Annotated in this window: 20 protein-coding genes and 1 tRNA gene; all 21 read left to right on the top strand. The window is 65.5% G+C overall.

The features are described 5' to 3' along the window. The first annotated feature begins 123 nt into the window (after positions 1-123). Entirely contained in the window at positions 124-2,268 is a 2,145-nt protein-coding gene (gene pnp / locus AC07OQ_RS12490; RefSeq protein WP_495053453.1) for a polyribonucleotide nucleotidyltransferase, read from the top strand. 13 nt (positions 2,269-2,281) lie between these two features. Continuing rightward, positions 2,282-3,268 carry an NAD(P)H-quinone oxidoreductase gene (locus AC07OQ_RS12485; protein WP_495053452.1) on the top strand — a complete coding sequence of 329 codons (987 nt, stop codon included), beginning with the start codon at positions 2,282-2,284 and terminating at the stop codon, positions 3,266-3,268. Between the two features lie 15 nt (positions 3,269-3,283). Continuing rightward, the gene (gene tpiA / locus AC07OQ_RS12480) at positions 3,284-4,024 is read left to right on the top strand and encodes a triose-phosphate isomerase (protein WP_495053451.1); all 741 of its coding nucleotides are present in this window, start codon (positions 3,284-3,286) and stop codon (positions 4,022-4,024) included. A gap of 34 nt (positions 4,025-4,058) precedes the next feature. Then, entirely contained in the window at positions 4,059-4,442 is a 384-nt protein-coding gene (gene secG, locus AC07OQ_RS12475; RefSeq protein ID WP_495053450.1) for a preprotein translocase subunit SecG, read from the top strand. Between the two features lie 152 nt (positions 4,443-4,594). Further along, positions 4,595-4,679: transfer RNA gene (locus AC07OQ_RS12470), tRNA-Leu, on the top strand. A gap of 196 nt (positions 4,680-4,875) precedes the next feature. Beyond that, entirely contained in the window at positions 4,876-5,235 is a 360-nt protein-coding gene (locus tag AC07OQ_RS12465) for an NADH-quinone oxidoreductase subunit A (protein ID WP_495053449.1), read from the top strand. Between the two features lie 27 nt (positions 5,236-5,262). Next, positions 5,263-5,739: a NuoB/complex I 20 kDa subunit family protein gene (locus tag AC07OQ_RS12460; protein WP_046113908.1), complete on the top strand. Its 477-nt coding sequence runs from the start codon at positions 5,263-5,265 to the stop codon at positions 5,737-5,739. A gap of 8 nt (positions 5,740-5,747) precedes the next feature. Then, complete coding sequence (locus AC07OQ_RS12455) at positions 5,748-6,350, top strand: NADH-quinone oxidoreductase subunit C (RefSeq protein WP_495053448.1); 603 nt, start codon at positions 5,748-5,750, stop codon at positions 6,348-6,350. 3 nt (positions 6,351-6,353) lie between these two features. Beyond that, positions 6,354-7,607, top strand: coding sequence for an NADH-quinone oxidoreductase subunit D (locus AC07OQ_RS12450; RefSeq protein ID WP_495053447.1), 1,254 nt, complete (start codon positions 6,354-6,356; stop codon positions 7,605-7,607). An 8-nt stretch (positions 7,608-7,615) separates the two neighbouring features. Further along, on the top strand, positions 7,616-8,134 hold the full coding sequence (locus tag AC07OQ_RS12445) for an NADH-quinone oxidoreductase subunit NuoE family protein (RefSeq protein WP_495053446.1): 519 nt from the start codon (positions 7,616-7,618) through the stop codon (positions 8,132-8,134). 12 nt (positions 8,135-8,146) lie between these two features. Further along, positions 8,147-9,493 (top strand): NADH-quinone oxidoreductase subunit NuoF, encoded by a 1,347-nt coding sequence (gene nuoF / locus AC07OQ_RS12440; RefSeq protein ID WP_495053445.1) that lies wholly within the window; start codon positions 8,147-8,149, stop codon positions 9,491-9,493. Between the two features lie 23 nt (positions 9,494-9,516). After that, positions 9,517-11,871 (top strand): NADH-quinone oxidoreductase subunit NuoG, encoded by a 2,355-nt coding sequence (gene nuoG, locus AC07OQ_RS12435; protein WP_495053444.1) that lies wholly within the window; start codon positions 9,517-9,519, stop codon positions 11,869-11,871. A gap of 16 nt (positions 11,872-11,887) precedes the next feature. Then, a complete protein-coding gene (gene nuoH / locus AC07OQ_RS12430; RefSeq protein ID WP_495053443.1) occupies positions 11,888-12,985 on the top strand; it encodes an NADH-quinone oxidoreductase subunit NuoH in 1,098 nt (365 codons plus the stop codon). A 7-nt stretch (positions 12,986-12,992) separates the two neighbouring features. Beyond that, on the top strand, positions 12,993-13,475 hold the full coding sequence (gene nuoI, locus AC07OQ_RS12425) for an NADH-quinone oxidoreductase subunit NuoI (RefSeq protein WP_495053442.1): 483 nt from the start codon (positions 12,993-12,995) through the stop codon (positions 13,473-13,475). A 142-nt stretch (positions 13,476-13,617) separates the two neighbouring features. Next, entirely contained in the window at positions 13,618-14,274 is a 657-nt protein-coding gene (locus AC07OQ_RS12420; protein WP_495053441.1) for an NADH-quinone oxidoreductase subunit J, read from the top strand. Position 14,275: 1 nt separating this feature from the next. Next, the gene (gene nuoK / locus AC07OQ_RS12415) at positions 14,276-14,596 is read left to right on the top strand and encodes an NADH-quinone oxidoreductase subunit NuoK (protein WP_495053440.1); all 321 of its coding nucleotides are present in this window, start codon (positions 14,276-14,278) and stop codon (positions 14,594-14,596) included. Between the two features lie 7 nt (positions 14,597-14,603). After that, on the top strand, positions 14,604-16,661 hold the full coding sequence (gene nuoL, locus AC07OQ_RS12410; protein ID WP_495053439.1) for an NADH-quinone oxidoreductase subunit L: 2,058 nt from the start codon (positions 14,604-14,606) through the stop codon (positions 16,659-16,661). 20 nt (positions 16,662-16,681) lie between these two features. Continuing rightward, entirely contained in the window at positions 16,682-18,160 is a 1,479-nt protein-coding gene (locus tag AC07OQ_RS12405) for an NADH-quinone oxidoreductase subunit M (RefSeq protein ID WP_495053438.1), read from the top strand. Positions 18,161-18,180: 20 nt separating this feature from the next. Next, a complete protein-coding gene (gene nuoN, locus AC07OQ_RS12400) occupies positions 18,181-19,662 on the top strand; it encodes an NADH-quinone oxidoreductase subunit NuoN (protein WP_495053437.1) in 1,482 nt (493 codons plus the stop codon). Between the two features lie 10 nt (positions 19,663-19,672). Next, complete coding sequence (locus AC07OQ_RS12395) at positions 19,673-19,978, top strand: DUF2818 family protein (protein ID WP_495053436.1); 306 nt, start codon at positions 19,673-19,675, stop codon at positions 19,976-19,978. Then, the gene (locus tag AC07OQ_RS12390) at positions 19,971-20,561 is read left to right on the top strand and encodes an NUDIX domain-containing protein (RefSeq protein WP_495053435.1); all 591 of its coding nucleotides are present in this window, start codon (positions 19,971-19,973) and stop codon (positions 20,559-20,561) included. Before AC07OQ_RS12395 ends, AC07OQ_RS12390 begins: the two co-directional genes overlap by 8 nt. Positions 20,562-20,584: the final 23 nt, after the last annotated feature.

Genomic DNA, 20,584 nt, shown 5'->3' with positions numbered 1-20,584 from the left:
GGGCTTGAGGCCGATCGATCGATGACGAGGCCTAGCTTTACTGGAATGGCATCCCGCCAAACCCAGCCCCATTCCCGGTTCTTCGCGGCACCGCAAGCCGCTTGCGACAAGAGGAGATAGAACATGAGCATGTTCAACAAAGTCACCAAGACCTTCCAATGGGGCCCCCACAGCGTCACGATGGAAACGGGCGAGATCGCCCGCCAGTCCAGCGGCGCCGTGCTGGTGAACATCGAGGACACCGTGGTGCTGGCCACCGTCGTGGCCAAGAGCGCTCCCAAGGCCGGCCAGGATTTCTTCCCGCTGACCGTCGACTACATCGAGAAGACCTATGCCGCCGGCAAGATCCCCGGCAGTTTCTTCAAGCGTGAAGGCCGTCCCAGCGAGTTGGAGACCCTGACCTCGCGCCTGATCGACCGCCCGATCCGCCCGCTGTTCCCCGAAGGCTTCTTCAACGAAGTGCAGGTGGTCATCCATGTGCTGTCGCTGAACCCCGAGGTGCAGGCCGACATCGCCGCGATGATCGCGACCTCCGCCGCGCTGTCGATTTCCGGTATCCCGTTCAACGGCCCGATCGGCGCCGCCCGCGTGGGTTATGTGAACGGCGAGTACGTGCTGAACCCGGGCAAGACCCAGCTGCTGGATTCCAAGATGGATCTGGTCGTGGCCGGCACCGAGGCCGCCGTGTTGATGGTCGAGTCGGAAGCCGACCAGCTGAGCGAAGAGCTGATGCTGGGCGCCGTGGTCTATGGCCATGAGCAGGGGCAGATCGCCATCAACGCCATCCATGAGCTGGTGCGCGACGCCGGCAAGCCGGTGTGGGATTGGAAGGCTCCGGCCAAGGACGAGCCCTTCATCGCCAAGGTCAACGGTCTGGCCGAGGAGGCGCTGCGCGCCGCCTACCAGATCCGCTCCAAGCAGGCCCGTACCGAAGCCTGCCGCGCCGCCTACGCCAACGTCAAGGACGCGCTGAAGGCCGAGGGCGTGGAGTTCGACGGCGTCGAAGTGGATGGCCTGCTGTTCGAGATCGAGGCCCGCATCGTGCGCAGCCAGATCCTGGCCGGCGAGCCCCGCATCGACGGCCGCGACACCCGCACCGTGCGCCCGATCGAGATCCGCGCCGGCGTGCTGCCGCGCGCTCATGGCTCCTCGCTGTTCACCCGCGGCGAGACCCAGGCCCTGGTGGCCGCCACCCTGGGCACCGAGCGCGATGCACAGACCATCGACGCGCTGGCCGGCGAGTACAGCGAGCGCTTCATGCTGCACTACAACATGCCTCCGTTCGCCACCGGCGAAACCGGCCGCGTGGGTTCGCCGAAGCGCCGCGAGATCGGCCATGGCCGCTTGGCCAAGCGCGCCCTGGTGGCCGTGCTGCCCAGCAAGGAAGACTTCCCGTACTCGATCCGCGTCGTCTCGGAGATCACCGAGTCGAACGGCTCCTCCTCGATGGCCTCGGTGTGCGGCGGCTGCCTGTCGCTGATGGACGCCGGCGTGCCGATGAAGGCCCATGTGGCCGGCATCGCGATGGGCCTGATCAAGGACGGCAACCGCTTCGCCGTGCTGACCGACATCCTGGGCGACGAAGATCATCTGGGCGACATGGACTTCAAGGTGGCCGGTTCGACGACCGGCATCACCGCCCTGCAGATGGACATCAAGATCCAGGGCATCACCAAGGAAATCATGCAGGTCGCCCTGGCCCAGGCCAAGGAAGCCCGTCTGCACATCCTGGCCAAGATGGTCGAGGCCGTGTCGGGTGCATCCACCGAGGTGTCGCAGTTCGCGCCGCGTCTGTACACGATGAAGATCAATCCGGAGAAGATCCGCGACGTGATCGGCAAGGGCGGCGCCACCATCCGCGCGCTGACCGAAGAGACCGGCACGCAGATCGACATCGCCGAAGACGGCACGATCACGATCGCCTCGACCGACGCCGACAAGGCCGACCTGGCCAAGAAGCGCATCCAGGAGATCACGGCCGAGGCCGAGATCGGCAAGGTCTACGAAGGCCCGATCACCAAGATCCTGGACTTCGGTGCCCTCGTCAACATCCTGCCCGGCAAGGACGGTCTGCTGCACATCAGCCAGATCGCCCATCAGCGCGTCGAGAAGGTCACCGACTTCCTGCAGGAAGGCCAAGTGGTCAAGGTCAAGGTGCTGGAGACCGACGAGAAGGGCCGCATCAAGCTGTCGATGAAGGCCCTGATCGACCGCGACGCGGCTCCCGCTCCGGTGGCGCCTGCCGCCGAAGAAGGCGCGGCTGAGTAAGCCGAGCGGCGCCATGAAGGCCATCGCCATCAGCCGCCCCGGCGGCCCCGAGGTGCTGCAGCCGATCGAGCGTCCCGACCCCGTCGCCGGGGTCGGCGAATGCCTGATCGCGGTCGAAGCCTATGGCATCAACCGCCCCGACGTGCTGCAGCGCAAGGGCGCCTATCCGGCGCCCGCCGGTGCCAGCGATCTGCCCGGCCTGGAAGTGGCCGGCCGCATCGTCGCCGGCGATGTCGCCGGGCTGGCTGCTGCCGGCCTGAAGCTCGGCGATGCCGTGTGCGCGCTGGTGGCGGGTGGCGGCTATGCCGAGCTGTGCGTGGCGCCGGTCGGGCAATGCCTGCCGGTACCGGCAGGCTGGTCCATGGCCGAGGCCGCGAGCCTGCCCGAGACCTTCTTCACCGTGTGGAGCAATGTTTTCGAGCGCGCGCGCCTGGCGGGCGGCGAAAGCCTGCTGGTGCATGGCGGCAGCAGCGGCATCGGTGTCACGGCGATCCAGCTGGCCAAGGCCTTCGGGTCCCGGGTGCTGGTGACGGTGGGGAGTGCCGACAAGGCCGCAGCCTGCCTGAAGCTGGGCGCCGACGTGGCGATCAACTACCGCGAGCAGGATTTCGTGGTCGAGGCCAAGGCCGCCACCGGCGGACGCGGCGTCGACGTGATCCTGGACATGGTGGCGGGCGACTATGTGGCGCGCAATGTGCAGTGCCTGGCCGACGACGGTCGGGCGGTGATCATCGCGGTGCAGGGTGGGGTGAATGCGGAGTTCGATGCGGGGCAGGTCTTGCGCCGGCGCCTGACGATCACCGGCTCGACCCTGCGGCCGCGCTCGCTGGATTTCAAGGCCGGCATCGCCCGTGCGCTGCGTGACAAGGTCTGGCCCCTGCTGGTCGAGCGCCGCATTGCGCCGGTCATCTATCGCGAGCTGCCTGCGGCCGATGCCGCCCGGGCGCATGCGCTGATGGAGTCGGGCGAGCATGTCGGCAAGATCGTGCTGAGCTGGTAAGACGAAAAGAAAGCTATGCGCAAGAAGCTTGTTGTTGGCAACTGGAAGATGCATGGCAGCCGTGCCGCGAACGCGGTGCTGCTGGCCGGGTTGAAGGAGGCGGGGCCGTGGAATGCCGATGTGGCGGTCTGTGTGCCCTTTCCCTATATCACCGAGACCGCGCTGGCGCTGACCGGCACGACCGTGGCCTACGGCGCGCAGGATTGCTCGGCGCAGGAGCAGGGCGCCTTCACCGGCGAAGTGTCGTCGGCGATGCTGCACGACATCGGTTGCCGCTACGTGATCGTCGGCCACTCGGAGCGTCGCGCCTATCACCATGAAGGTGATCAGCTGGTGGCCGACAAGGCCAAGGCGGCGCTGGCGCATGGCGTGACGCCGATCGTCTGCGTCGGCGAAACGCTGGCCGAGCGCGAAGCCGGGCGTACCGAGGAGGTGGTGAAACGCCAGCTGGCCGCCGTGATCCATACGCTGACGCATTGCATCGGCGAGATCGTCGTGGCCTACGAGCCGGTCTGGGCCATCGGCACCGGACTGACCGCCACGCCCGAACAGGCCCAGGCGGTGCACCATGTGCTGCGCCAGCAGCTGCAGGCGGCGACGCAGAAGGCCGACGCGATGCGTGTCCTGTATGGCGGCAGCGTCAAACCCGACAACGCGGCTCAGTTGTTCGCCCAGGCCGACATTGATGGCGGCCTGATCGGTGGTGCGGCGCTGAAGGCGGCGGACTTCGCCGCCATTTGCCGAGCCGCCGGCTGATCCAACAAGAAGCAAGTTACTGGAGTGTTTTGAGATGCAAGTTCTGATGAATCTGGTGCTGGTGGTGCAACTGCTGAGCGCGCTGGTCATGATCGGTCTGGTGCTGGTGCAGCATGGCAAGGGCGCCGACATGGGCGCATCCTTCGGCAGCGGCGCCTCGGGCAGCTTGTTCGGTGCCACCGGCAGTGCCAACTTCCTGTCGCGCAGCACCGCGGTCTGCGCCACGCTGTTCTTTGTCTGTACCCTGGCGCTGGCCTATATGTCCAACAACCGCGCAAGCGGGCCGGTCGGCGACAGCGTGCTGGATCGTGCCGTGCCTGCATCGGCATCGGCGCCGGCTTCCGGGGCAGCGGCCATTCCGGGTGCCGCGCCGGTCGTGGTCGTGCCGGCGCCGACCGCGTCCGCGGCCTCCAACTGAGGTCGCTGGCATGCAGGGCGCACAAGCCTGTGCGCTCCGTGCCTGCCCGAGCTAAATCCTGCCGCTTCTCCCCTGAACCTAGGGATTTTCGGTATAGAATTCAAGGCTGTTTGGGAAGCAATCCTCACGCGAACAGACAGCAAGCATGACGAGCCGTCGTGGTGAAATTGGTAGACACGCTATCTTGAGGGGGTAGTGGCGAAAGCTGTGCGAGTTCGAGTCTCGCCGACGGCACCAGAATAATATTCGGCTGGCAACAGACCGGGATCCCGAGGGTTTCGAGTCGCTGGTCGATGCGCCCTGTCGCAACGGTCGTGACCGCTGCAGGGGACAGGCGGGCGCGTTCCGTGAGCGATATGGTTTCGCTGGCGGCGCGCCCGTTGCTTTTGGCGAAAGCCAAATGCGTTTAATTCGCAATTGCGGAGCGTCAGACATGAACTTGGATCAGTACCTGCCCGTCATCCTCTTCATCTTGGTCGGCGCGGGTGTCGGCATCGCGCCGCAAGTCCTGGGCTACCTGCTGGGTCCGAATCGGCCCGATGCGGCCAAAAACTCCCCCTACGAATGCGGCTTCGAGGCCTTTGAAGACGCGCGCATGAAGTTCGATGTGCGCTATTACCTCGTCGCCATTTTGTTCATTTTGTTTGACCTGGAAATCGCCTTTCTATTCCCCTGGGCGGTGGCGTTGCGCGAGATCGGTGCGGCGGGTTTCTGGGCCATGATGATTTTCCTGGGCATTCTGGTCGTGGGCTTCGCCTACGAGTGGAAAAAAGGTGCCCTGGATTGGGAATAAATCAAGCTTGACCCGAAGGCAGATCCCATGGGTATCGAAGGCGTTTTGAAGGAAGGCTTTGTCACCACCTCGGTGGACAAGCTGATCAACTGGTCCAAGACCGGTTCGTTGTGGCCGATGACGTTCGGTCTGGCTTGCTGCGCGGTGGAGATGATGCACGCCGGCGCGGCGCGCTACGACATCGACCGTTTCGGCATGCTGTTCCGGCCCAGTCCGCGGCAGTCCGATCTGATGATCGTGGCCGGCACCTTGTGCAACAAGATGGCACCGGCGCTGCGCAAGGTCTACGACCAGATGGCCGAGCCGCGTTGGGTGCTGTCAATGGGCTCCTGCGCCAACGGCGGCGGCTACTACCACTACAGCTATTCCGTGGTGCGCGGTTGCGACCGCATCGTGCCGGTCGATGTCTATGTGCCCGGCTGCCCGCCCACCGCGGAGGCGTTGCTGTACGGCATCCTGCAACTGCAGGCCAAGATCCGTCGCGAGAACACGATCGCGCGCTGAAGAGACCCATGAGCAAACTCGATACCCTGCAAGCGGCCCTGGAAGCCGCCCTCGGCGGCAAGATCGTTGAACTCAAGCGTGAACTCGGCGAGATCACGATCCGCGTCAATGCGGCCGACTATGCCGATGTCGCCCTGACCCTGCGCGATCATTCCGAGCTCAAGTTCGAGCAGCTGATCGACCTGTGCGGCCTCGACTACAGCGACTACGGCAATGGTGCCAGCCCGGTGGCGGAAGGCCCGCGCTTCGCGGTCGCCACGCAGCTGCTGTCGGTCAGCAAGAACTGGCGCGTGCGTCTGAAGGTCTTCTGCCCCGATGATGATCTGCCCCAGGTGGCGGCCCTGACCCCGATCTGGAACTCGGCCAACTGGTTCGAGCGCGAGGCGTTCGACATGTACGGCATCATCTTCGAGGGTCACGAAGACCTGCGCCGCATCCTGACCGACTACGGCTTCATCGGCCATCCGATGCGCAAGGACTTCCCGACCTCGGGTCATGTCGAGATGCGCTACGACGCCGAGCAGAAGCGCGTGATCTATCAACCGGTGACGATCGAGCCGCGTGAGATCACGCCGCGCATCATCCGCGAAGACAACTACGGCGGTCTGTGAGCCATGGCTGAAATCAAGAACTACACGCTGAACTTCGGCCCCCAGCACCCGGCTGCTCACGGCGTGCTGCGCCTGGTGCTGGAGCTGGACGGCGAGGTGATCCAGCGCGCCGATCCGCATATCGGCCTGCTGCACCGCGCCACCGAGAAGCTGGCCGAGAGCAAGACCTACATCCAGTCGCTGCCCTATATGGACCGCCTCGACTATGTGTCGATGATGGCCAATGAGCAGGCCTACTGCATGGCGATCGAGCGGATGATGGGCATCGAGGTGCCGATCCGCGCGCAGTACATCCGCGTGATGTTCGCCGAGATCACCCGCCTGCTGAACCATCTGATGTGGCTGGGCGCGCATGGCCTGGACTGCGGCGCGATGAACGTGCTGATCTACGCCTTCCGCGAGCGCGAGGACCTGTTCGACATGTACGAGGCGGTGTCGGGTGCACGCATGCACGCGGCCTATTTCCGTCCGGGCGGCGTCTACCGCGACCTGCCGGACAGCATGCCGCAGTACAAGGTCAGCAAGATCAAGAACGCCAAGGCGATCGCCCAGCTCAACGCAAACCGTTCGGGCTCGCTGCTGGACTTCATCGAGGATTTCTGCAAGCGCTTCCCGAAGAACGTCGACGATTACGAGACCCTGCTGACCGACAACCGGATCTGGAAGCAGCGCACCGTCGGCATCGGCGTGGTGACGCCCGAACGCGCGCTGAACATGGGCCTGACCGGCCCGATGCTGCGCGGCTGCGGCATCGCCTGGGACCTGCGCAAGACCCAGCCCTACGACGCCTACGCCAACGTCGACTTCGACGTGCCGGTGGGCACCAACGGCGACACCTACGACCGCTACGTGGTGCGCGTCGAGGAAATGCGCCAGTCCAACCGCATCATCCAGCAATGCGTGGACTGGCTGCGCAAGAACCCAGGCCCGGTCATCACCGACAACCACAAGGTGGCGCCGCCCGCCCGTGTCGACATGAAGTCGAACATGGAGGAGCTGATCCACCATTTCAAGCTCTTCACCGAAGGTTTCCGCGTCCCCGAGGGCGAGGCCTATGCGGCGGTCGAGCATCCCAAGGGCGAGTTCGGCATCTACATGGTCAGCGACGGCGCCAACAAGCCCTACCGCCTGAAGATCCGCGCGCCGGGCTTCTCGCACCTGGCGGCGCTGGACGAGATGGCCCGCGGCCACATGCTGGCCGATGCGGTGGCCATCATCGGCACGATGGACATCGTGTTCGGTGAGATCGATCGATGAGTGAAGCGATGAGCACCAGTACCGAATATGTTCTGAGCGCAGCCACCGCCGCGCGCTTCGCGCGCGAAGTGGCCAAGTACCCGGCCGAGCAGAAGCAGTCGGCCGTGATGGCCTGCCTGGCCATCGTGCAGCAGGAGGAAGGCTTCGTGTCGCGCGCCAGCGAGGACGCGATCGCCCATTACCTGGGCATGCCCGCGATCGCGGTGTACGAGGTCACGACCTTCTACAACATGTACAACCAGCGCAAGCTGGGCCAGTTCAAGCTGAACGTCTGCACCAACCTGCCGTGCCAGCTGCGCGACGGCCAGACCGCGCTGGACCATCTGTGCCACAAACTGGGCGTGGAAGAGGGCGGCACCACGGCCGACGGCCTGTTCACCGTGCAGAAGAGCGAGTGCCAGGGTGCCTGCGCCGATGCGCCGGTGCTGCTGGTCAACGACCGCCAGATGTGCAGCTTCATGAACGAGCAGCGCCTGGACGAGCTCGTGGATACGCTGCGTGCTCACGCCGCTGTGAGCAAGAACTGAGGGATGGGAAGCATGCTGGACCTTTCCAAATTCCAGGCCACCGGTGCCGAGACCTGTTTCCATGACCGCCATATCGGCGCGCAGATCTATGCCGACCTGAACGGCAAGAACTGGAGCCTGAAGGACTACGAGGCGCGCGGCGGCTATCAGGCGCTGCGCAAGATCCTCAAGGGCGAGGGCACGGCCGACGGCGCGCCGCTGACGGCCGACCAGGTGATCGCCGAGGTCAAGGCCTCGGGCCTGCGCGGCCGCGGCGGCGCCGGTTTCCCGACCGGCCTGAAGTGGAGCTTCATGCCGCGCCAGTTCCCGGGCCAGAAATATCTGGTCTGCAATTCGGACGAGGGCGAGCCGGGTACCTGCAAGGACCGCGACATCCTGATGTTCAACCCGCATATCGTCATCGAAGGCATGGCGATCGCGGCGTTCGCGATGGGCATCACGGTCGGCTACAACTACATCCACGGCGAGATCTTCGAGGTCTACGAGCGCTTCGAGGCCGCCCTCGAGGAAGCCCGCGCGGCCGGCCTGCTGGGCGACAACATCCTGGGTTCGGGCTTCAGCTTCCAGCTGCACGCCCACCACGGCTTCGGCGCCTATATCTGCGGCGAGGAAACCGCGCTCTTGGAATCGCTGGAAGGCAAGAAGGGCCAGCCGCGCTTCAAGCCGCCGTTCCCCGCCAGCTTCGGCCTCTACGGCCGGCCGACCACGATCAACAACACCGAGACCTTCGCGGCGGTGCCCTGGATCATCCGCAACGGCGGCCAGCCCTATCTGGAGATCGGCAAGCCTAACAACGGCGGCACCAAGATCTTCTCGATCAGCGGCGACGTCGAGCGTCCCGGCAACTACGAGATCCCGCTGGGCACGCCCTTCAGCAAGCTGCTGGAGCTGGCCGGCGGCATGCGCAAGGGCCGCAGCCTGAAGGCCGTGATCCCCGGCGGCTCGTCCGCCCCGGTGCTGCCGGGCGAGGTGATGATGAACTGCACGATGGACTATGACTCCATCGCCAAGGCCGGCTCGATGCTGGGCTCGGGCGCGGTCATCGTGATGGACGACTCGCGCTGCATGGTCAAGAGCCTGCTGCGCCTGGCCTACTTCTACGCCCACGAATCCTGCGGCCAGTGCACCCCCTGCCGCGAAGGCACGGGCTGGATGCACCGCGTGATCGAGCGCATCGCCAACGGGCAGGGCAGGGCCGAGGACATCGCCTTGCTGAACTCGGTGGCCGACAACATCCAGGGGCGCACCATCTGCGCGCTGGGCGACGCGGCGGCCATGCCGGTGCGGGCCATGATCAAGCATTTCAAGCACGAGTTCGTGCACCTCATCGAACACAAGACGGCCCTGGTGGCGGCCTGAGAAAGACTGAGCCAGGACAAGCTATGGTTGAAATCGAACTCGACGGTCAGAAGGTGGAGGTCAAGGAAGGCAGCATGGTGATGCATGCCGCCGACAAGGCCGGCACCTACATCCCTCACTTCTGCTACCACAAGAAACTCACCATCGCCGCCAACTGCCGCATGTGCCTGGTGGACGTGGAGAAGGCGCCCAAGCCCATGCCCGCCTGCGCCACGCCGGTGACCCAGGGCATGATCGTGCGCACCAAGAGCGAGAAAGCCATCAAGGCCCAGCAGGGCGTGATGGAGTTCCTGCTGATCAATCACCCGCTGGATTGCCCGATCTGCGACCAGGGCGGCGAATGCCAGCTGCAGGATCTGGCCGTCGGCTATGGCGGCGGCAAGTCGCGCTACTCGGAAGAGAAGCGCGTCGTGTTCCACAAGAACGTCGGCCCGCTGATCTCGATGGAGGAGATGAGCCGTTGCATCCATTGCACCCGTTGCGTCCGTTTCGGCCAGGAGATCGCCGGCCAGATGGAACTGGGCATGGCGCACCGCGGCGAGCACAGCGAGATCCAGACCTTCGTCGGGCGTACCGTCGATTCCGAGCTGTCGGGCAATATGATCGACATCTGCCCGGTCGGCGCGCTGACCAGCAAGCCCTTCCGCTACAGCGCCCGCACCTGGGAACTGTCGCGCCGCAAGAGCGTGTCGCCGCATGACAGCACCGGTGCCAACCTGATCGTGCAGGTCAAGGGCAACGAGGTGATGCGCGTCGTGCCGCTGGAGAACGAGGCCGTCAACGAGTGCTGGATCGCCGACCGCGACCGCTTCTCCTATGAAGCCCTGAACAGCGACGCCCGCGTCACCCAGCCGATGATCAAGCAGGGCGGTGCCTGGAAGAACGTCGACTGGACCACGGCGCTGGAATACGTGGCCAACGGCCTGAAGCTGATCAAGGCCGAGCATGGCGCGAACGCCATCGGTGCCCTGGGCTCGGCCCATAGCACGGTGGAAGAGCTGCACCTGCTGGCCAAGCTGGTGCGCGGCATCGGCAGCCAGAACGTCGACCACCGCCTGCGCCATGCCGATTTCGGCAATCTGGCCGAGGCCGGCAAGGCACAGTGGCTGGGCCTGCCCATCGCCGCGCTGTCCGAGCTGGATCGCGCCCTGGTGATCGGCTCGCAGCTGCGCAAGGACCACCCGCTGTTCGCCCAGCGCCTGCGCCAGGCCGCCCGCCGCGGCGCCAAGATCCTGGCCGTCGGCGCCAGCGAGGACGACTGGCTGATGCCGATCGCCGCGCGCATCACGACAGCCCCGCTGTCCTGGCCGCAGGCCCTGGCCGATGTGGCCGCCGCCGTGTCGGCGACGACCGGCGCCGCCGCGCCCGTCACGGGCAACGCGACCGACGCCGCCAAGGCGATCGCCGGCGCGCTGCTGTCCGGCCAGAAGAAGGCCGTGCTGCTGGGCAATGCCGCCGCGCAGCATCCGCAGGCCGCCGGCCTGCTGAGCCTGGCCAACTGGATCGCCGCGCAGACCGGCGCCACGGTCGGCTATCTGACCGAGGCCGCCAACACCGTCGGCGCTCAGCTGGTCGGCGCGCAGCCGAATGGCCATGGCGGTGACGGCGGCCTGAACGCCGCCCAGATGCTGACCGAGGGTGCGCTGAAGGGCGTGCTGCTGCTGAACACCGACCCGGTGCTGGACAGCGCCAACGCGGCCGCGGCCGCCAAGGCCCTGGCCGCGGCCGAGATGGTCGTCGTGATGAGCCCCTTCAAGACCGGTCTGGAGTATGCCGACGTGCTGCTGCCGACCGCGCCCTTCACCGAGACCTCGGGCACCTTCGTCAATGCCGAGGGCCGCGCGCAGAGCTTCGTCGGCGTGGTCAAGCCGCGCGGCGACACCCGCCCGGGCTGGAAGATCCTGCGCGTGCTGGGCAATCTGCTGGCGCTTCCCGGCTTTGAGCAGGAAAGCTCGGAGCAGGTCAAGAGCGAGGCTCTGGGTGTCGATGCGGCCGATCTGAGCGCGCGCCTGTCGAACCAATCGATGGCCGGCTCGGCCGCGGTGCAAGCCACCGCCGCGAGCAACGGCCTGGAGCGCCTGGCCTCGCTGCCGATTTATGCGACCGACGCGCTGGTGCGCTGCTCGACCTCGCTGCAGCTGACCACCGATGGCCGCCAGGCCGCCGTGGCCGGTCTGCCCAAGGTGCTGTGGTCGCAGCTGGGCCTGGCTTCGCCGGGCGCGCGCGTGCGCATCACCCAGGACGGCGCCGGCGCCGCCGAGCTGAGCGCCAAGCTGGAACCGGGCCTGCCCGCCAATGTGGTGCGCGTGCCGGCCGGCCTGGCCGAGACCGCCGGCCTCGGTGCGCTGTTCGGCACCCTGACCGTGACCAAGGCCTGAGGAACAAGCGAGCATCATGATCGATACCCTCTACACCTCCGGCGCCTCGCTGCTGGGCGGCTTCTGGCCCCTGGTCTGGAGCCTGATGAAGATCATCGCGGTGATCGCGCCGCTGATGATCTGCGTCGCCTACCTGACCCTGTGGGAGCGCAAGGCCATCGGCTGGTCGCAGATCCGCCCGGGCCCGAACCGCGTCGGCCCCTACGGCCTGCTGACCCCGATCGCCGATGCGGTGAAGCTGATCTTCAAGGAGATCATCGTCCCGACGGCCGCGAACAAGGGCCTGTTCTTCCTCGGCCCCATCATGACCATCATGCCGGCCCTGGCCGCCTGGGCGGTCGTGCCCTTCGGTCCGGAGGCCGCGGTGGCCAACGTCAACGCCGGCCTGCTGTTCGTCATGGCCATCACCTCGCTGGAGGTCTATGGCGTGATCATCGCCGGCTGGGCCTCCAACTCGAAGTACGCCTTCCTGGGCGCGCTGCGCGCCTCGGCCCAGATGGTCAGCTACGAAATCGCCATGGGCTTCGCCCTGGTGGTGGTGCTGATGGTGACCGGCAGCCTGAACATGACCACGGTCGTGCAGGTGCAGGAGAAGGGCATGTTCGCCGCGATGGGCTTGAACTTCCTGTCCTGGAACTGGCTGCCGCTGCTGCCCATCTTCATCGTCTACTTCATCTCCGGCCTGGCCGAGACCAACCGCCATCCCTTCGACGTGGTGGAAGGCGAGTCGGAGATCGTCGCGGGCCACATGATCGAGTACTCGGGCATGTCCTTCGCGATGTTCTTCCTGGCCGAGTACGCCAACATGATCCTCGTCTCGGCCCTGGCCGTGGTGATGTTCCTGGGCGGCTGGAGCGCGCCGATCTCCTGGAGCCTGCTTGGCATGGAGACGCCGAGCTTCATCCAGAACACGATGGCGTTCTGGAACTGGGCCTGGCTGTTCGGCAAGACCTTCTTCGTCGTGACCCTGTTCCTCTGGGTGCGCGCCACGTTCCCGCGCTTCCGCTATGACCAGATCATGCGCCTGGGCTGGAAGATCTTCATTCCCGTGACCCTGGTCTGGCTGGTCGTCGTCGGCCTGTGGATCCAGTCGCCGCTGAATATCTGGAAGTAAAGCCGAAATGGTTAAAGACTTCATCAAGAGCTTCATGCTCACCGAGCTGTTCAAGGGCATGGCCCTGACCGGCCGGCATTTCCTGTCGCGCAACATCACCGTGCAGTTCCCCGAGGAGAAGACGCCGCTGTCGCCGCGTTTCCGCGGCCTGCATGCGCTGCGCCGCTACGAGAACGGCGAGGAGCGCTGCATCGCCTGCAAGCTCTGCGAGGCGGTCTGCCCCGCGATGGCCATCACGATCGAATCCGACGTGCGGGCCGACGGCTCGCGCCGCACCACGCGCTACGACATCGACCTGACCAAGTGCATCTTCTGCGGCTTCTGCGAGGAAAGCTGCCCGGTGGACTCCATCGTCGAGACCAACATCTTCGAATACCACGGCGAGAAGCGTGGCGATCTGTACTTCACGAAGGACATGCTCCTGGCCGTGGGCGACCGCTACGAACCCGAAATCGCCGCCACCAAGGAGGCCGACGCCAAATATCGCTGACCCCTCGTCCGGGAGTACCCGGCCGGTCCCCCGAGGGGACGCAGATGAACGACGGCCAGGCCGTCACTCATCTGCCCGAGTCGTCCTTGGGGCGGCCCGGCGGACGCCTCAAGGTCGAGAGCCACGAGTTTGCTGGAATCGCATGGATACCATCACCGCGCTCTTCTATGTTTTCGCCGCCGTGCTGCTCGGCGCTTCGTTCCGTGTGATCACGGCGCGCAGCACCGTGCATTCGGCGCTGTTCCTGATCCTCGCCTTCTTCAACGCCGCCTGCATCTGGATGCTGCTGAAGGCCGAGTTCCTGGCCATCGCCCTGGTGCTGGTCTATATCGGCGCCGTGATGGTGCTGTTCCTGTTCGTCGTGATGATGCTGGACATCACCTCGGGCGAAGGTGTGACCAATCTGCGCGAAGGCTTCTGGAAGCATCTGCCGCTGGCCGGCCTGGTCGGCGCGCTGATCGCGCTGGAGATGGCTGCCGTGCTGATGGGCGGCTTCCGGGTCTCCGAGGCGCCCGAGCTGAGCGCCGCCGCGGCCAAGCTCGGCAACACCAAGCTGCTGGGCATCGAGGTCTACACCCGCTACCTGTACCCGCTGCAGATCGCCGCCGTGCTGCTGCTGGTGGCCATCGTCGCCGCGATCGCGCTGACCCTGCGCCGCCGCAAGGACTCGCGCTACCAGGACCCGTCGGAGCAGGTCAAGGTCAAGAAGAGCGACCGCCTGCGCATCGTCAAGATGCAGCCGACGCTGGACGTGCCCGCGGTGGCTCCCGCCGAGAACAACACGCAAGGAGGCGCTTGAGATGGCTGCGCTGAGTGGATTGACTTTGGGCCATTTCCTGACGCTGGGCGCGATCCTGTTCGCGCTGTCGGTGATCGGCATCTTCCTGAACCGCAAGAACCTGATCGTGCTCCTGATGGCCATCGAGCTGATGCTCTTGGCCGTCAACCTGAACTTCGTGGCCTTCTCCCATTACCTGGGTGACATGGCCGGCCAGGTCTTCGTGTTCTTCATCCTGACGGTGGCCGCGGCCGAATCGGCCATCGGTCTCGCGATCCTGGTCGTGCTGTTCCGCAACCGCGCCAGCATCAATGTGGAAGAACTGGACGCGCTGAAGGGCTAAGAAGAAGATGTCCGCAACACTCTCACAGAACATGCTGCTGGCGGTGCCGCTGGCCCCGCTGGTCGGCGCCATCGTCGCCGGTTTCTTCGGCAAGCAGGTGGGCCGCCGCGGCGCCCACTCGATCACCATCCTCGGGGTGCTGATCGCCTTCATCATCTCGGCGATGACCTTGAAGTCGGTGGCCGTCGACGGCGCCCGCTTCAATCAGACCGTCTACGAATGGATGGTGCTGGGCGGCCTGAAGATGGAGGTCGGCTTCCTGGTCGACGGCCTGACCGCGATGATGATGTGCGTCGTGACCTTCGTGTCGCTGATGGTGCACATCTACACGATCGGCTACATGGAGGAAGACCCGGGCTACCAGCGCTTCTTCAGCTACATCTCGCTGTTCACCTTCTCGATGCTGATGCTCGTGATGAGCAACAACATGCTGCAGCTGTTCTTCGGCTGGGAAGCGGTGGGCCTGGTGTCCTATCTGCTGATCGGCTTCTGGTACACCAAGCCGACCGCGATCTTCGCCAATATGAAGGCCTTCCTGGTGAACCGGGTCGGCGACTTCGGCTTCATCCTGGGCATCGGCCTGCTGGTGGCCTACGGCGGCACGCTGAACTATGGCGAAACCTTCGCCAAGGCGCAGGAACTGTCCCAGATCAAGTTCGACGCCCCGCTGTGGGGCAGCGACTGGATGATGCTGACGGTGGCCTGCATCTGCCTGTTCATCGGCGCGATGGGCAAGTCGGCGCAGTTCCCGCTGCATGTCTGGCTGCCGGACTCGATGGAAGGCCCGACCCCGATTTCCGCGCTGATCCATGCCGCCACGATGGTGACGGCCGGCATCTTCATGGTCGCCCGCATGAGCCCGCTGTTCGAACTCTCGGACACCGCGCTGAACTTCGTGCTGGTGATCGGCGCGATCACCGCGCTGTTCATGGGCTTCCTGGGCATCATCCAGAACGACATCAAGCGCGTGGTTGCCTATTCCACGCTGTCGCAGCTGGGCTATATGACCGTGGCGCTGGGTGCCTCGGCCTACTCGGTCGCGGTGTTCCACCTGATGACGCACGCCTTCTTCAAGGCCCTGCTGTTCCTCGGCGCCGGCTCGGTGATCATCGGCATGCACCACGACCAGGACATCCGCAACATGGGCGGCCTGCGCAAGTACATGCCGATCACCTGGATCACCTCGCTCCTGGGCTCGCTGGCCCTGATCGGCACGCCGCTGTTCGCGGGCTTCTACTCGAAGGACTCGATCATCGAGGCCGTGCACGCCAGCCACCTGCCCGGCGCCGGCTTCGCCTATTTCGCCGTGCTGGCGGGCGTGTTCGTGACCGCCTTCTATTCGTTCCGGATGTACTTCCTGGTCTTCCACGGCAAGGAGAACTTCCATCACAAGCCCTTCCCGCAGGAAGACGCGGCCGAGCATGACGCGCACCACGCCCATGACGAGGACCACACGCCGCACGAGTCGCCCTGGGTGGTGACCGCGCCGCTGATCCTGCTGGCCATCCCCTCGGTCGTGATCGGCTTCCTGGCGATCCAGCCGATGCTGTTCGGCGATTTCTTCAAGGACTCGATCTTCGTCAACCACGAGGTCCACCACGCGATGAAGGAACTGGCTTCCGAGTTCCACGGTGCCGGCGCGATGGCGCTGCACGGCCTGCAGACCGCGCCGTTCTGGCTGGCGCTGGCCGGCGTCGTGACCGCCTACCTGTTCTACCTGATCTGGCCGGCGATTCCCGCCACCCTGGCCAAGCTGCTGCGGCCGCTGATCGTGGTCCTGGAGAACAAGTACTTCATGGACTGGTTCAACGAGAACGTGCTGGCCCGTCTGGCCCGCGGTCTGGGCCTGACGGCCTGGAAGGTGGGCGACCAGGGCCTGATCGACGGTGTGCTGATCAACGGCTCGGCCCGTACCGTGGGCGGCATCGCCGCCGCCGTGCGCCGCGTCCAGACCGGCCACCTGTACTGGTATGCGCTGGTGATGATCCTGGGCGTGATCGGTCTGATGACCTGGAAGCTCTGGCCTTATATCGGGCCCCAATTCAAGGCCCTGGCGGGCTTCTGAGCGGCGGGCGGAGAACAAGAATGTTGCTAAGTCTTGCCATTTGGTTGCCCATTGCTTGCGGCTTGCTGCTGCTGGCCCTGGGTCGTGACGATCAGGCCAACACCGTGCGCTGGCTGGCGCTGGTGGCGGCCGTGATCGGTTTCCTGGTCACCCTGCCGCTGATCACCGGTTTCGACACCGGCTCGGCCGCGATGCAGTTCGGCGAGAAGCTGCCCTGGATCGAACGCTTCAATGTCTTCTACCACCTGGGTGTCGACGGCATCTCGATGTGGTTCGTGCCGCTGACCGCCTTCATCACGGTGATCGTCGTGATCTCCGCCTGGGAGGTCATCACCGAGCGCGTCAATCAGTACATGGGCGCCTTCCTGATCCTGTCGGGTCTGATGATCGGCGTGTTCTCGGCGCTGGACGGGCTGCTGTTCTACGTCTTCTTCGAGGCCACGCTGATCCCGATGTACATCATCATCGGTGTCTGGGGCGGTCCGAAGCGCGTCTATGCGGCCTTCAAGTTCTTCCTGTACACGCTGGCCGGCTCGCTCTTGATGCTGATCGCGCTGCTCTATCTGTACCTGAAGTCCGGTGGCAGCTTCGACATCCAGACCTGGCACCGTCTGCCGCTGGGCATGCCCGCGCAGATCCTGCTGTTCATCGCCTTCTTCGCTGCCTTCTCGGTCAAGGTGCCGATGTGGCCGGTGCACACCTGGCTGCCGGACGCCCACGTGGAGGCGCCCACCGGCGGCTCGGTGGTGCTGGCCGCCATCATGCTGAAGCTCGGTGCCTATGGCTTCCTGCGCTTCTCGATGCCGATCGCGCCGGATGCCGCGCGCGAGTACGCCTGGGTCATCATCGCGCTGTCGCTGATCGCCGTGGTCTATATCGGCCTGGTGGCCCTGGTCCAGCAGGACATGAAGAAACTGGTGGCCTACTCGTCGGTGGCCCACATGGGCTTCGTGACCCTGGGCTTCTTCATCTTCAACGAGCTCGGCGTCTCCGGCGGTCTGGTGCAGATGATCTCGCATGGTTTCGTCTCCGGCGCGATGTTCCTGTGCATCGGCGTGCTCTACGACCGCGTGCATTCGCGTGAGATCGCTTCCTACGGCGGCGTGGTCAACACCATGCCCAAGTTCGCCGCGCTGGCGCTGTTCTTCGCGATGGCCAATTGCGGCCTGCCCGCCACCGCCGGCTTCGTCGGCGAGTGGATGGTGATCCTGGGCACCGTGAAGCACAGCTTCTGGCTGGGCGCGCTGGCCGCCACCGCGCTGGTGTTCGGTGCTGCCTACACGCTGTGGATGTACAAGCGCGTCTATTTCGGCGCCGTCACCAACGACCATGTGCGCGCGCTGACCGACATCAACGCCCGCGAGTTTCTGATGCTGGGCGCGCTGGCCGTGGCCACGCTGTGGATGGGCATCTATCCCAAGCCCTTCACCGACGTGATGCACCACTCGGTCGACGGACTGCTGAAGCATGTGGCCCAGTCCAAGCTGGTCGCACCTTGACGCTTGAGGGCCATCCAACAATGAACACTATGAACTGGCTCGCGGTTTATCCCGAAATCATTCTCCTGCTCATGGCCTGCGTCGTGGCCCTGGTGGATCTGTTCGTCACCGATCCCGAGCGCCGGCCGACCTACTGGCTGACGCAGCTCAGCGTGGCCGTGGTCGGCGCCATGCACCTCAGCTACTTCAACGGCGGTCAGACCGAGATCGCCATGCAGGGCATGGTGGTGTCCGACCCGATGGGGCATCTGCTGGGCTTCTTCGCCTGCATCGCGACCATCGTGACCCTGGTCTATGCGCGCCCCTACGCCGCGCACCGCGACATCCTCAAGGGCGAGCTGTTCACCCTGAGCCTGTTCTCCCTGCTGGGCATCATGGTGATGCTGCAGGCCAACAACTTCCTGGTCATCTATCTCGGCCTGGAGCTGATGACCCTGTCGCTCTACGCCCTGGTGGCGCTGCGGCGCGACCATGCGGTCTCGACCGAGGCCGCGATGAAGTACTTCGTGCTCGGCGCGCTGGCCAGCGGCTTCCTGCTCTACGGCCTGTCGATGATGTACGGCGCCACCGGTTCGCTGGCCATCCCGCGCGTCTTCGAGGTGATCGCCACCGGCGCGGTGAACAAGTCGGTGCTGGTGTTCGGCGTGGTCTTCGTGGTGGCCGGCCTGGCCTTCAAGCTGGGCGCCGCTCCCTTCCATATGTGGGTGCCCGACGTCTACCACGGCGCCCCGACGGCCGTGACCCTCTTGATCGGCGCCGCGCCCAAGCTGGCCTCCTTCGCCATCACGATCCGCCTGCTGGTGGAGGGCATGCTGGGTCTCGCGGTCGACTGGCAGCAGATGCTGCTGGTGCTGGCCCTGGTGTCGATGATCGTCGGCAACCTGGCGGCCATCGCGCAGAGCAACCTGAAGCGCATGCTGGCCTATTCGACCATCGCGCAGATGGGCTTCATGCTGCTGGGCATGGCCTCGGGCGTGGTGGGCGACAGCAAGGATCTGACCGCCAACGCCTACAGCTCCTCGCTGTTCTTTGCGGTCACCTATGTGCTGACCACGCTGGGCAGCTTCGGCATCATCCTGCTGCTGTCGCGCCAAGGCCATGAGGCCGAGGAGATCAAGGACCTGGCCGGCCTGGCCAAGCGCAGCCCCTGGTATGCGCTGGTGATGACCATCTTCATGTTCTCGCTGGCCGGCATTCCGCCCACCGCGGGCTTCTATGCCAAGCTGGCCGTGCTGCAGGCCATGGTCGCGACCAATGTGCCGTTCTATATCGGCCTGGCCGTGGTGGCGGTGCTGCTGTCGCTGATCGCCGCCTTCTACTACCTGCGCGTCATCAAGGTGATGTTCTTCGAGGAGCCGACCGACGGCGCGCCGCTGACGGCCCCGGCCGACGTGCGCACCGTGCTGTCGCTGAACGGCGCCGCCGTGCTGCTGTTCGGTCTGCTGCCGGGTGGACTGATGGCGATGTGCGCACAGGCCATCGTCAAGCTGCTGGCTCAGTAAGAACCGGCGGATGGATCAGTCCGCTGCGGTCTGGCTGGTGCTGCTGGTCGCCCTGGTGGCGGCCAATGCGCCCTATTTCAGCAACCGGGTGCTGCTGCTGGGGCCCGTGCGCCGGCCCAAGCCCTTCGGTTGGCGCTTGCTTGAGCTGCTGCTGCTGGCGGCGCTGACCCTGGGGCTGGGCGTGTTCCTGGAGTCGCGCCTGGGCCAGCGCCAGCCGCAGGGCTGGGAGTTCTACGCGGCCGCCCTGTGCCTGTTCATCACGCTGGGCTTCCCCGGCTTTGTCTGGCGCTATCTGAGGCGCCACCGCCATGCTTGACGATCGGGACGAATTGCGGCGCCTGGCCGAGCTGAAGATCGAGAGCCGGCAGGTCTACCGCGGCCACTTTCTCGATGTGCGGCGCGACACCGTGCGCCTGCCCGACGGCAAGGAATCGGCGCGCGAGTACATCGTCCACCCCGGGGCGGTGATGGTCGTGCCCCTGCTGGACGACGGCCGCCTGCTGATGGAGCGCCAATACCGCTATCCGATGGGGCGGGTGATGCTGGAATTTCCGGCCGGCAAGCTCGACGCCGGCGAGGACAGGCTGGCCTGTGCCCAGCGCGAGCTGCTGGAGGAAACCGGCTACCGCGCGCGCGAATGGGCCCATGCCGGCGTGCTGCACAACGCCATCGCCTACTCGGACGAGGGCATCGAGATCTTCTTCGCCCGCGGCCTCACCCAGGGCGAACGTCGGCTCGACGAGGGCGAGTTCCTCGATCTGGTCATCCACACGCCGTCCGAGCTGGAACTGCTGGCCGCACGCGGTGAGCTGACCGACGCCAAGACCCTGATCGGCCTGCTGTGGCTGTCGCGCTGGCAGTCCGGCGCATGGGCTTTGGACTGGCGCCCGGCGGCCTGAGCCGGCTCGCGTCACAATTCCGT

It is taken from the genome of Roseateles sp. GW821-FHT09B06, from assembly GCF_059418245.1.
Note: the sequence above shows the minus strand (reverse complement) of the source record. Positions and strands in the feature narration are given on the sequence as shown.